Source organism: Sphingomonas soli NBRC 100801 (genome assembly GCF_001591025.1).
GTDB classification, from domain to species: Bacteria; Pseudomonadota; Alphaproteobacteria; order Sphingomonadales; family Sphingomonadaceae; genus Sphingomonas; species Sphingomonas soli.
Window position 1 is genome coordinate 56,151 of sequence record NZ_BCTZ01000014.1, and the last position, 12,510, is coordinate 68,660.

Annotated in this window: 10 protein-coding genes; 7 read left to right on the plus strand and 3 right to left on the minus strand. The window is 66.4% G+C overall.

Annotation, left to right across the window (positions count from 1 at the left end):
* Nucleotides 1-105: 105 nt before the first annotated feature.
* Nucleotides 106-873 carry a tryptophan 2,3-dioxygenase gene (locus SSO01S_RS10920; protein WP_066798727.1) on the plus strand — a complete coding sequence of 256 codons (768 nt, stop codon included), beginning with the start codon at nt 106-108 and terminating at the stop codon, nt 871-873.
* Nucleotides 870-1,976 carry an aminotransferase class V-fold PLP-dependent enzyme gene (locus SSO01S_RS10925; RefSeq protein ID WP_218000366.1) on the plus strand — a complete coding sequence of 369 codons (1,107 nt, stop codon included), beginning with the start codon at nt 870-872 and terminating at the stop codon, nt 1,974-1,976. The genes SSO01S_RS10920 and SSO01S_RS10925 overlap by 4 nt, the downstream gene beginning before the upstream one ends.
* Before the next feature lie 137 nt (nt 1,977-2,113).
* Here the strand turns inward: SSO01S_RS10925 and SSO01S_RS10930 are convergent, their stop codons facing one another.
* Together SSO01S_RS10930 and SSO01S_RS10935 are read right to left on the minus strand one after the other, a co-directional pair.
* Nucleotides 2,114-2,542 (minus strand): CoA-binding protein, encoded by a 429-nt coding sequence (locus tag SSO01S_RS10930; RefSeq protein ID WP_066798728.1) that lies wholly within the window; start codon nt 2,540-2,542, stop codon nt 2,114-2,116.
* A 101-nt stretch (nt 2,543-2,643) separates the two neighbouring features.
* Nucleotides 2,644-3,603, minus strand: a complete 960-nt coding sequence (locus SSO01S_RS10935; RefSeq protein ID WP_066798849.1) for a P-loop NTPase — start codon at nt 3,601-3,603, stop codon at nt 2,644-2,646.
* A gap of 71 nt (nt 3,604-3,674) precedes the next feature.
* Here SSO01S_RS10935 and hflK point away from each other — a divergent pair, with 71 nt between their 5' ends.
* From hflK to SSO01S_RS10960, 5 genes are all read left to right on the plus strand, one after another.
* Nucleotides 3,675-4,796: a protease modulator HflK gene (gene hflK, locus SSO01S_RS10940; protein ID WP_066798729.1), complete on the plus strand. Its 1,122-nt coding sequence runs from the start codon at nt 3,675-3,677 to the stop codon at nt 4,794-4,796.
* Nucleotides 4,793-5,644 (plus strand): protease modulator HflC, encoded by an 852-nt coding sequence (gene hflC / locus SSO01S_RS10945; protein WP_066798730.1) that lies wholly within the window; start codon nt 4,793-4,795, stop codon nt 5,642-5,644. Before hflK ends, hflC begins: the two co-directional genes overlap by 4 nt.
* A gap of 106 nt (nt 5,645-5,750) precedes the next feature.
* The gene (locus tag SSO01S_RS10950) at nt 5,751-7,259 is read left to right on the plus strand and encodes a Do family serine endopeptidase (RefSeq protein WP_066798731.1); all 1,509 of its coding nucleotides are present in this window, start codon (nt 5,751-5,753) and stop codon (nt 7,257-7,259) included.
* A 66-nt stretch (nt 7,260-7,325) separates the two neighbouring features.
* Nucleotides 7,326-8,987 (plus strand): helicase HerA-like domain-containing protein, encoded by a 1,662-nt coding sequence (locus SSO01S_RS10955; protein WP_066798732.1) that lies wholly within the window; start codon nt 7,326-7,328, stop codon nt 8,985-8,987.
* 160 nt (nt 8,988-9,147) lie between these two features.
* Entirely contained in the window at nt 9,148-11,175 is a 2,028-nt protein-coding gene (locus SSO01S_RS10960; RefSeq protein ID WP_066798733.1) for an OPT family oligopeptide transporter, read from the plus strand.
* Nucleotides 11,176-11,221: 46 nt separating this feature from the next.
* Here the strand turns inward: SSO01S_RS10960 and SSO01S_RS10965 are convergent, their stop codons facing one another.
* On the minus strand, nt 11,222-12,508 hold the full coding sequence (locus SSO01S_RS10965; protein WP_066798734.1) for a glycoside hydrolase family 130 protein: 1,287 nt from the start codon (nt 12,506-12,508) through the stop codon (nt 11,222-11,224).
* Nucleotides 12,509-12,510 lie beyond the last annotated feature (2 nt).

Sequence of the window (12,510 nt, forward strand, 5' to 3'; positions counted from 1 at the left end):
GGCTCAGGCCGTCATCCCCGCGAAAGCGGGGACCCAGTGCCGAAAGCGGTGCCGCCTGTAATCCTGGGTCCCCGCTTCCGCGGGGATGACGTATAGGGTGTCCGTATGACCGAACCCACGAATCCGCCCATGACCTATGGCCGCTATCTCGCGCTCGATCAGTTGCTGAGCGCGCAGCATCCGATCTCGGATCGCGACGACGAGCTGCTGTTCATCATCATCCACCAGACCAAGGAGCTGTGGCTCAAGCAGATGCTGGTGGAGGTGCGCGACGCGATCCGGCTTGTGCGCGCGGACAAGGCCGTGGAGGCGTATAAATCGCTCGCGCGGGTGAGCCGCATCCAGGCGGTGATGACGCTGAGCTGGGACGTGCTCGCGACGATGACGCCGAGCGATTATACCCGCTTTCGCGAAGTGCTGGGCACCTCATCGGGCTTTCAATCGGATCAGTTCCGCGCGGTGGAGACATTGCTCGGCGTGCGCGGCGGCGGGGTGCCGGGGCCGCTTACCGATGCGGCGCTGGCCGCGCCGAGCCTGTGGGACGAAGCCAATGCCGCGCTGGCCCGCGCCGGGCTGGCCCAGCCGATGACGCGCGAGTGGAGCCAGCCCTATCAGCCGAGCAAGGCCGTGGAAGATGCATGGGCCGGAATCTATCGCGATCCGCACCATCACTGGGAATTGTATCAGCTCGCCGAAAAACTGGTCGATATCGACGATGCGCTCGCGACCTGGCGGCACAAGCATGTGCTGACGGTCAGCCGCGTGATCGGGATGAAGACCGGCACCGGCGGCACGGCGGGCGTGCCCTATCTCGAATCGACGCTGTCGAAACGGGCGTTTCCCGAGCTCTGGTCGCTCCGGACCCAGCTTTGACCTATAAGCACCTCTTCCAGCGCGCGCTGGCCGCGGCGCCCGAGCGGCTCCATTTCGCGGCGCACTCGCACCATCTGTGGCCCGACGCTTCCTATGTGGGGCAGATCGCCGCGTGGCAGGACGCGGCGCGGCTTGCCGACCGCAAATGGGAGCGGGTGATGGGCGAGGTCTGGCCTGCGGCGCAGGAGCATGTGGCGCGGGAGCTGGGCCTGCCCGATCCGGGCACGATCACCTTCGCGCCCAACACCCACGACCTGTTGCTGCGCATCGTATCGGCGATGCCGCAGCGCCCGTTGCGCATCCTGACCAGCGATGGCGAGTTCCACAGTTTCCGCCGGCAATCGCTGCGCTGGGAGGAAGCGGGCACCGCGATCGTCGAGCGGGTGACGCTGGAGCGGATCATCGATCGCGCCGGATCGGGCGAGCACGACCTGATCTTCGTCAGCCAGGTGCAGTTCAACAGCGGGCGCGTCTTTGAGGGGCTGGCCGAGCTGGCGGCGCTGGCGCGGCCCGAGGGGCCATGGGTGGTGATCGACGGCTATCACGCGTTCATGGCGATGCCAGTAGATTTGTCGGGGGTGGCTGACCGCGTCTTCTACCTCGCGGGCGGCTATAAATATGCGATGGCGGGCGAGGGCTGCGCCTTCCTCCACGCGCCGGCCGGCTTTGGCGCGCGGCCGGAGATTACGGGCTGGTATGCCGAGTTCGAGGATCTTTCCGCCGCGCCGGGCACGATCGGCTACGCGCCCGATGCGCGGCGCTATATGGGATCGACTTTCGATCCTTCGGGCATCTACCGCTTCGTCGCGGTGCGCGACATGCTGGCCGACGAAGGGCTGACCACGGCGGGGATTGCTGGCCATGTCGCCGGCCTGCGGGCGCGGCTGCTGAACGGGATGAAGCTGGACGCGGAATTGCTCAATCCGGGCTCGCCGGCGCGGTTCGTCGCGCTGCGCAGCCCGCACGCGGGAAGCTGGCAGGCGGCGCTGGAGGCGGAGGACATCATCACCGATGTGCGCGGCGACGTGCTGCGGATCGGGCTGGGCCTGTATCAGGACACGCGCGACGTGGACGCGCTGCTGGAGGCGCTGCACGACCTTTAATATCCCTCTCCCCTCGGGCGAGGGAGGGAGCAGCGAAGCCGCGCAAGGGTGAGGGCCACGCTGGATGGCGGCGAAGCACCCTCATCCTTCCCACCGCTTCGCGGCGGGCCCCTTCCTTCTCCCACCGGGAGAAGGACTTAAGCGATCGGCTTCACCCCCAGCCGGGGTATCTCGATCGCCGGGCAGCGGTCCATCACCACCTTGAGCCCCGCCGATTCGGCGCGATCGGCGGCTTCTTCGTTGACCACGCCCAATTGCATCCACACCGCCTTTGCGCCTGCTGCGATCGCTTCGTCCACCGCTTCGCCCGCGGCCTGGGGACGGCGGAAGATATCGACGAGATCGATGGGCTCGCCGATCTGGCTCAGCTCGCGGAACACGAACTCGCCATGGATGTGCTCGCCGGTGATCTGCGGGTTGACCGGGATCACGCGATAGCCGCGGCTCTGGAGATAGGCCATCACGCCATAGCTTGGCCGGTCGGGCCGGTCGGACGCGCCGATCATCGCGATCGTGCGGGTCTCTTCGAGCAGCGCCTTGATATCCTCGTCACGCGTCAACGGCATGCATCACCTCCACCCTTCGTCATCCCCGCGAACGCGGGGACCCAGAGCCAGGGACCGTGCGCGGTGAAACCCTGGATCCCCGCGTCCGCGGGGATGACGGGTTAGAGCGTGCGCAGCCAGTCACCGACCTTTCCGGCCAGATCTGCAAACACCTGCGCCTCGGGCCCGTTCCCTGCGGCGGGCGGCGTGCCCGCATCGGATGCCGCGCGAATCGCCATTTCGAGCGGGACGCGGCCGAGGAACGGAATCTCCAACGCCGCCGCCGCCGCCTCCGCGCCGCCCTTGCCAAAGGGGTCGCTGACCTCGCCGCAATGCGGGCAGGCATAGCCGCTCATATTCTCGATCAGGCCAATGATCGGGATGCCCGCCTTGCGGAACAGATCGATCGCGCGGGTGGCGTCGATCAGCGCCAGATCCTGTGGGGTGGAGACGATCACCGCGCCCGCCGGCTTGTGCTTCTGGATCATGGTGAGCTGCACGTCGCCGGTGCCCGGCGGCAGATCGAGGACGAGCGTGTCGCATGCACCCCAATCGCCATCGACCAATTGGCCGAGCGCTCCGCCCGCCATGGGCCCGCGCCATGCAATCGCCTGCCCCTCCGCCACCAATCCGCCCATCGAGAGCAAGGGCACGCCATAGGGGGTCTCGACCGGCAGCAGCGTCTTTTCGCGCGCCTTGGGGCGTACGCCTTCCACCCCCAGCAGGCGCGGCTGCGAGGGGCCGTAGATATCGGCATCGACCAGCCCGACCTTGCGCCCGCCCTGCTTGAGCGCGATCGCCAGATTGGCGGCGATGGTGGATTTGCCCACGCCCCCCTTGCCGCTGGCCACGGCGATCAGCCGCCGGGTGCGCCGTTCGCTGGTAAGCAGCACGCGGACCTCGCTGACGCCGTCCACGCCGGATGCGGCCCTCCGCACATCGGCTTCCAGCTCGGCGCGCGCGGCCTCACCCAAGCCGGTCACATCGAGCACGATGCTGGCCCGGCCATCTTCCAGACGGGCAGTTGCGCGGCCCGCCGCCAGCGCGTCCAGCGCCGCCTGAATCGTCACGTTATCGGTCATTGCCAGCCAGATAAGGACGTAATCGCCGCATGCCACTGTAAATTCGCGGCGGCAGCCCTATAAAGACGGCTATGGCAATTTTCACGGGCTGGCGATCATGGGCCGGCGCTCTCAAGAACGAACCTCCCAAGAGCCCCTGGGGCGGCGGCGCCGGTAGCGGCGGCGGCGACAAGGGCAGCGGCGGCGGCGATAACGGGAATGGCGGCGGCGGGCCGCGCAATCCCTGGTCGCTTCCCCCCGGCGGCGGCAGGCGCCCGGGACGCGGCGCGGCCGGCACCCTGGACGATCTGTTGCAGCGCGCGCGCAGCGGCGGCGGCCCGGGCATGCCCGGCATGCCGCAGGGCGCCCGCTTCTGGGGCGCCATCCTGGGCGCTCTGATCCTCGGCTGGATCGCGTTCACATCGATCCACTCGATCGGGCCGCAGGAGCGCGCCGTGGTGCAGACGCTGGGCCGCTTCGCCGGCACGCTGGAGCCCGGCTGGCGCTTCACCCTGCCCGCGCCGCTCTCGGTGGTCGAGACAGTCGACGTCCAGGCGATTCGCGACGAGAAATTCCCCGAATCCGACCGCGAAAACCTGATGCTGACCGGCGATCAGAACATTGTGGATCTCGCTTATCTGGTGCAGTGGCGCGTGCGCAGCCCATCGGACTTCGTCTTCCAGGTGCGAAGCCCGCGCGACACCGTGCGCGACACCGCCGAATCGGCGATGCGCGCCGTGGTCGCCAATGCGACGCTCAACGACACCATCACCTCCGGCCGCGCCAAGATCGAAGCCGAGGTCATCCAGCTGATGCAGAAGATCCTCGACGAATATGGTTCGGGGATCATCATCCAGAGCGTGTCGATCCAGAAGGCCGCCGCTCCGCAGGCGGTGGACGAAGAGTTCAAGCAGGTCACCGCCGCGCAGCAGCAGGCGCAGGCCGCGAAGAACAACGCCAATGCCTATGCGCAGCAGGTGCTCGCCGCCGCGCAGGGCGAGGCCGCCGAGTTCGACAAGATCTATGAGCAGTACAAGCTCGCCCCCGAAGTGACGCGCCGCCGCCTCTATTACGAGACCATGGAGCAGGTGCTGTCCAAGACGAACAAGACGATCGTCGAGGCGCCCGGCGTCACGCCCTATCTGGCGCTGCCCAGCCTCTCCAGAAGCGCCACTGCCGCGCCCGAAAAGCCCGCCCAGGGAGCACAACGATGAACGCCGTGTTTCGCCATCCCATCGCCCTGGCGGTGATCGCGCTGCTCGGGCTGATGCTGGTGTTCAGCTCCTTCTCGATCGTGCCCGAAACGCGCCAGGCAGTCGTGCTGCGGCTCAACGAGCCGTATCAGACGGTCAACGCCTATAAGCCCGGCGAGCAATTCGGCCGCACCGGATCGGGCGTGCTCTTCCACATACCGTTCGTCGACCGGGTCGTATGGGTGGACAAGCGCATCCTGTCGCTCGACCTGAGCAACCAGCCGGTGCTCTCGACCGACCAGCAGCGCATCGAAGTGGATGCGTTCGCGCGCTTCCGCGTGGTCAATCCGCTGCGCATGGCGATCAGCGTCGGATCGGTCGAGCGGCTGACCGAGCGGCTCCAGCCGCTGTTCAGCTCGGCGCTGCGCAACGAGCTGGGCAAGCAGCCTTTCTCTGCCCTGCTCAGCGCGGAACGCGGCCAGGTCATGGATAATATCCAGAAGAACCTGCAGGCCTTCGGCACCCAATATGGTGTCGAGATCGTCGACGTGCGCATCAAGCATGCCGATCTGCCGACCGGATCGCCGCTCGACAGCGCCTATGACCGGATGCGTACCGCGCGCCAGCAGGAAGCGGCGACGATCCGCGCCCAGGGCCTGAAGGAAGCACAGATCATCCGCGCGACCGCGCTTGCCGAAGCCGCGCAGATCTATGCCGCCGCCACCAACAAGGACCCGAAATTCTACGACTTCTTCCGCGCGATGCAGTCGTACCGGACGACCTTCATCCCGGCCGAAGGCAAGGGCGAGACCAACATCATCCTGAGCCCGCAGAACAGCTATCTCAAGGAGTTCATGGGACAGCGATAAGCCGGCAGCCAAAAAGCCTGTCAAAGCGTTCATATTCAAACGCCGTTCAGGAATCCGGCGCGAGAATATGTCCAGATAGTTGCGACTTTTAAGAGGATCTACGCCTGTGCGTTACGCCTATGCTCTTACCACTGCCATCCTGCTGGGTGGCGCCGCCACTGCCCTGACGCTCAACCAGCCCGCCGGCGCGCAGACCGCGCAGAATGAACCGGGCACGATCGCGGCCACCGCGCCGCGGCCCGGCGCGCCGATGAGCTTTGCGGACATGGTGGCGAAGCTCCAGCCCGCCGTGGTCAACATTTCGACCACGCAGCGGGTGAAGGTCGAGAGCATCAATCCGTTCGCGGGCACCCCGTTCGAGCAGTTCGGGCCGCGCGGCGGACCGACCACGCAGAAATCCGAATCGCTCGGCTCGGGCTTCATCATCTCTGCCGACGGCTATGTCGTCACCAACAACCATGTGATCTCGGCCGGCAACCAGAAGGGCGTGGTGGTCGAATCGATCACCGTGACCCTGCCTGACCGGCGCGAGTTCAAGGCGCGGCTGATCGGCAATGACACGCTTTCCGATCTCGCCGTGCTCAAGATCGACGGCCAGACCAACCTGCCCTTCGTCAAGTTCGGCGATTCCAACGCGACCCGCGTCGGCGACTGGGTGGTCGCGATCGGCAATCCGTTCGGCCTCGGCGGCTCCGTGACGGCGGGCATCGTATCGGCAGTCCACCGCGCGGCCGGACAGTTCGACCGCTTCATCCAGACCGACGCGTCGATCAATCGCGGCAATTCGGGCGGACCGATGTTCGACCTGAACGGCAACGTCATCGGCATCAATTCGCAGATCCTGTCGCCCACCGGCGGCAATGTGGGCATCGGCTTCGCGATTCCCGCCGATCAGGCCAAGCCGATCATCGCCACGCTGATGAAGGGCGATGCGGTCAAGCGCGGCTATCTGGGCGTCAGCATCCAGGCGCTCAGCCCGGATATCGCGGACGCGTTCGGCGTGCAGAAGGGCCTGGGCGAGCTGATCACCGACGTGCGATCGGGCGAGGCCGCCGAAAAGGCCGGGATCAAGCGCGGCGATATCGTCGTCAAGATCGGCGACAAGGATGTGACGCCGGATCAGACGCTGTCGCTGCTCACCTCCGCGATCGCGCCGGGCACGCGCGTGCCCTTCGTGGTGGTCCGCGATGGCCAGCGCCTGACGATTCCGGTGACGCTCGGCACGCGCCCGCCGGAAGACAAATTGCGCCAGCTGAGCCCGTCCGACTCGGATTCGAACCCCGGCGGCGGCGATCTGGACTCGATGGCCGCCGCATCGCTGGGCCTCAAGGTCGTGCCGATCACGCCCTCCGTCGCCTATGAAGTCGGCATCGATCCCTCGACCAAGGGCGTGATCGTCGCCGGTGTCGCGCCGAACAGCGACGCCGCCAGCAAGATCCAGCGGCTCGACGTGATCCTGTCGGTCAATCGCAAGCCCGTCACCAATGCGGCCGATATCGCAGCGATCGTCGCAGAGGCGAAGAAGGCCGGACGCAGCAGCGTTGCGCTGTACATCCAGCGCCGGATCGAGGGCCAGGTGATCAGCCAGTTCGTGCCGGTAGAGATCCCGCGCTGATCGCTTCGCGCTAGCAACCAGACCCGTTTCTCCCCTATTGCAGCACCTTGATATGGAGGTGCTGCAATGGCGGGCGAAACGGGTATTTTCATTGGAGCTGCCGGCGGCACGCGGATCGAGCTCAACCTGAAGCGCGCCAATCGCCACGGGCTGATCGCGGGCGCCACCGGCACCGGCAAGACCGTGACCATCCAGGGGATGATCGAGAGCCTTTCCAGGGTTGGCGTGCCCTGCTTCGTTTCCGACGTGAAGGGCGACCTGTCCGGCCTCGCCATGGCAGGTTCGCCGACAAGCAAGACGCACGAGATCTTCGCCGCGCGCGCCGCTGAGATCGGCCAGACCGACTGGGCCTATGCCGAAAGCCCGGTGCAGTTCTGGGACCTTTACGGCGAGCAAGGGCATCCGATCCGCACCACCGTAAGCGAGATGGGGCCGCTGCTTCTGGGGCGGCTGCTCAACCTCAACGACGTGCAGGAAGGCGTGCTCACCATCGCCTTTACGCTGGCCGACAAGGAGGGGCTGCTGCTCCTCGATCTCGACGATCTGCAATCCATGCTGGTCCATTGCGCGGAGCGGGCGGACGAGCTGACCGCGACCTATGGCAATGTTTCCAAGCAATCGGTGGGCGCGATCCAGCGGGCGCTGCTCCAGCTGCGTTCGCAGGGGGGCGAGAACTTCTTCGGCGAACCCGCACTGTCGATGGGCGACTTCCTGGGCCTCGACGATCAGGGGCGCGGGGTGGTCAACATCCTTGCGGCCGACAAATTGATGGCGAGTCCCAAGCTCTACGCCACCTTCCTGCTCTGGCTGCTCTCCTCGCTGTTCGAATCGCTTCCCGAGGTCGGCGATCCGGACAAGCCCAAGCTCGCTTTCTTCTTCGACGAGGCGCATCTGCTGTTCGACGATGCGCCCAAGGCATTGCTCGACAAGATCGAGCAGGTCGTGCGGCTGATCCGGTCGAAGGGCGTGGGCGTCTATTTCATCACGCAGAACCCGATCGACATTCCCGAGACCATCGCCGGGCAGCTGGGCAACCGCGTCCAGCACGCGCTGCGCGCCTATACCCCGCGCGATCAGGCCGCGGTCAAATCGGCGGCGACCACGTTCCGCGCCAATCCCGGCGTGGATGTCGCGACCGTGATCACCGAGCTCAAGGTCGGCGAGGCTTTGGTCTCGATGCTGCAGGCCGATGGCGCCCCCGCCCCGGTCGAACGCGCATTGATAAAGGCGCCGGTCAGCCGCGTCGCGCCGGTGACCGCGGTGGAGCGCGGCGTGCTGATCCAGACCGACGCGATCGGCGCCAAATATGACGAGGTGATCGACCGCGAATCCGCCGAGGAACTGCTGGCGGCCAAGGGCGCGGAGGCAGCCGCCGCCGCTGCCGAAGCCAAGGCCAATAGCGAGGCGGAAAAGGCCGCCGCGCACCAGGCGAAGGAAGACGCACGCCTCGCCAAGGAAGCCGAGCGCCAGCGCCTGGCCGAGCAGCGCGAAGCGGACCGCCAGGCGCGGCTGGAGCGGCAGGCCCAGCGCGACGCCGAGCGTGCGGCGGCGAACAATCCGCTCAACCGCGCAATCAACTCGGCGACCAAATCCGCAACGTCGGCAGCGGGCCGCGCGATCGCAGGCGAAGTCAGCAAGGCCGTGTTCGGCAAGAAGAGCGGCATCGGCGCGAGCGTGATCGGCGGGCTGGTGCGCGGCGTGCTGGGGGGATTGTTCAAGGGGCGATAGGAGCATTCGTCGCAAAAATTGCTGTCCTAGACCGCGGACAAGTGCCACGCTGGGACCATGACGGGGCTTTCGATGCGTGACGGAAACCACCTGGCGGATGCCGGGAGGGGGACACGCACGGGCCCGGACCGCAGCTAACCAATTTGCCGGAGCCGCAAGAATGGCAACCAAGCCCGCAGGCGCCATCGCCGAACTAACGATCCGGGGCATCATCCTCGGCGCGATCATCACCGTGCTGTTTACCGCAGCGAACGTCTATGCGGGGCTGAAGGTCGGCCTGACCTTTGCGACGTCGATCCCCGCCGCAGTGGTTTCGATGGCGATCCTGCGCTTCTTCAAGGGCAGCTCGATCCTGGAGAATAATATCGTCCAGACGATCGCGAGCGCCGCGGGCACGCTCGCCGCTATCGTGTTCGTGCTGCCTGGCCTGATCATGGTCGGCTGGTGGTCGGGCTTCCCTTATTGGGAGACGGTGGCGGTCTGCGTATGCGGCGGTGTGCTGGGCGTGATGTTTTCGGTGCCGCTGCGGCGTGCGCTGGTCACCGGCTCGACGCTTCCCTACCCCGAGGGCGTCGCTGCGGCGGAAGTGCTCAAGGTCGGCTCCAACTCCAGCGCGGGCGATGCCGAGAATGCGCGCGGGCTTCGCACCCTGATCACGGGCGCGCTTTTCTCGGGGCTGTTCGCCCTGCTCGCCAAGATGAAGTTCGTGACCGAGGAAGCGGGCAAGAATTTCGCGGTGGGGGGCACCGCCACAGGCTGGTCGGCAAGCTGGTCGATGCTGCTGATCGGCGTGGGCCATCTGGTCGGCATTTCGGTGGGTGTCGCGATGCTCTTTGGCATGCTGATCTCCTGGACGGTGCTCGTCCCCTATTTCGCGTCGAGCGCGGATTATGCCGCCGGCTCGATCGACGCGATCGTCGGCGGCACGTTCCGCGGGCAGGTGCGCTTTGTCGGCGCGGGCGCGATCGGCGTCGCGGCGATCTGGTCGCTGCTGCGGATCATCGGCCCGATCGTCAGCGGTCTGCGCTCGGCGCTCGCGGCGTCGCAGGCGCGCAAGGGCGGCGAAGCGCTCGACATCACCGAGCGGGACATGCCGATCGGCATCGTCGGCGCGGTGAGCGTGCTGATTCTCGCGCCGATAGCCTGGCTGCTATGGGACTTCTCGGTAGGCGGACCCGTCCACCAGAACACCGCGCTCGTGATCGGCGGTACGCTGCTGTACGTCTTCGTGGTCGGCATCCTGATCGCGGCGATCTGCGGCTATATGGCCGGGCTTATCGGCGCATCGAACTCGCCGGTATCGGGCGTGGGCATCCTTGCCGTGCTCGGCGCATCGCTGCTGCTGGTCGCGATCTTCGGCAATCAGAGCGATCCGGCGAGCACCAGCGCGCTGATCGCCTATGCGCTGTTCACCACCGCGATCATCTTTTCGATCGCGACGATCTCGAACGACAACCTCCAGGATCTGAAGACCGGCCAATTGGTGGGCGCTACGCCGTGGAAGCAGCAATTCGCGCTGATCCTGGGCGTGGGCTTTGGCGCGCTGGCGATCCCGGTGGTGCTCAACCTGCTCAACGACACTCTGGGCTTTGTCGGCACGCCGAACGCCGGGCCCGCCGCGCTGGCCGCGCCGCAAGCCGCATTGATCTCGTCGATCGCGCAGGGCGTTCTGGGCGGCGACCTCAACTGGAACCTGATCGGGCTTGGCGTGGCCATCGGGCTCGGCGTGGTGCTGCTCGACGAGCTGCTCGGGCGTTCGGGCAAGATGCGCCTGCCGCCGCTGGCGGTGGGCATGGGCATCTATCTGCCGATGGCGCTCACGCTGCTGATCCCGGTCGGCGCGGTGATCGGCTATCTCTACAATCGCTGGGCGAAGCGCCAGAGGAACCCCGAATTCGCCGAGCGTATGGGCGTGCTGGCGGCAACCGGCCTGATCGTGGGCGAGAGCCTGTTCGGCGTGGCCTATGCCGGCATCCTCGCCTGGGCCAATCGCGACAACCCGATCCCGCCGAACAACGAGCCGCTGGCGCTGATGGGCGCGGATTGGGAGCATCTGGCGCTGTGGATCGCGCCGCTGATGTTCTTCGGGCTGATCGCGATCGCCTATGCGCTCACCCGCCGGATGGTGCGCAGCGCCCCCGCGCAAAGCGAAGCGCCGGTGGATCAGGATATCGCGACCTTCCGCTGAGCGGACTGCGAACGCTTCCCCCTCCCCTGGCGGGAGGGGGAACGCTTCAGCCCATCTGATCGAGGATCGAGCGGATCGGCACGAAGGCGAAGGCGACCGAGCTGTCTGCCACGCCATATGGGATGAAGAGCTTGTCGCCGTGGCGGATGGCGCCGCAGGTATAGACGACGTTGGGCACATAGCCCTCGCGATCCTGGTCCGCGGCGGCGAGCAGGGGTTCGCGCGAGCGGGCGAGAACCTTTGACGGATCATGCTTGTCGAGCAACGCGGCGCCGATCGAATATTTGCGCATCGCGCCCACGCCATGGGTGAGCACCAGCCAACCCTCGTCGATCTCGATCGGCGGGCCGCAATTGCCCATCTGCACGAGCTCCCAGGGATATTGCGGCTTCATCAGCAGCTCGCCGCCTTCCCAGTCAGTCAGCGAGTCCGATGTGTGGAGGAAGATATTCTCGCCGTCCTGGCGGCCGAGCATCATATATTTGCCGCCCACCTTGCGGGGGAACAGCGCCATGCCCTTGTTGCGCGCGGCGCTGCCGGTCATCGGCACCAGATCGAAACTGCGCCAGTCGCGCGTCCGCATCAGCTCCGACTGGATCTGCGAGCCGTTATAGGCGGTGTAGGTGCCGATCCATTCCTCGGTGCCGTCGTCATGGAAGAAATGGCAGATGCGCAGATCCTCCAGCCCGTTCGACTGCGCCTTGGTGATCGGGAAGATGACCGTGCCCGAAAGCGTTGAATCACGGTGGCGGAAAACGGTCACCGGCCCCTCAGGCATGTGATCCTCTTCCTCCTCGCGCGCATCGGCAGCGGTGGCGAAGGGCGGCTCGGGCGCAAGCGTCAGTTCGTTCGCGTCGGTGATGATCCCCTCTCGAAACGCGACAGACGAGATATGCCCCTCACCCACCGCGCGCAGCGACACCAGGATGCGGAGCGACCCCCGGGGCATACCGGACTGGTCGTAATGCGGCACCGCGCTCGGGTTCATCAGCGCGGCGGCGGCATAGCTATATTCGTGGCAGAAATAGGCGCCGATCAACTGCCGCTTCTCATCGCCGATCTGCGCGCCGTCGAGGTTGAGCAGCCCCTCAATCTCGTCATAGCGCGTCATGAACACGCGGCGCGTCTGCCAGTGCCGCGCCTCGAAATCCTTGAGCACCACCTCCAACTGATGCCGCGCCTCGGCAGGCGTCATCCCGAGCACGTTGGCGACCAGCCGCTCGCTGCGGCTCGGGCCCGATCCGTTCGATTGCCACGCAATGTGGAACGGTCGCACCACTACCCGCGAGGGGTCAGCGCGCAATCGGAGATCATGATTGAACAGATCGAGCATCA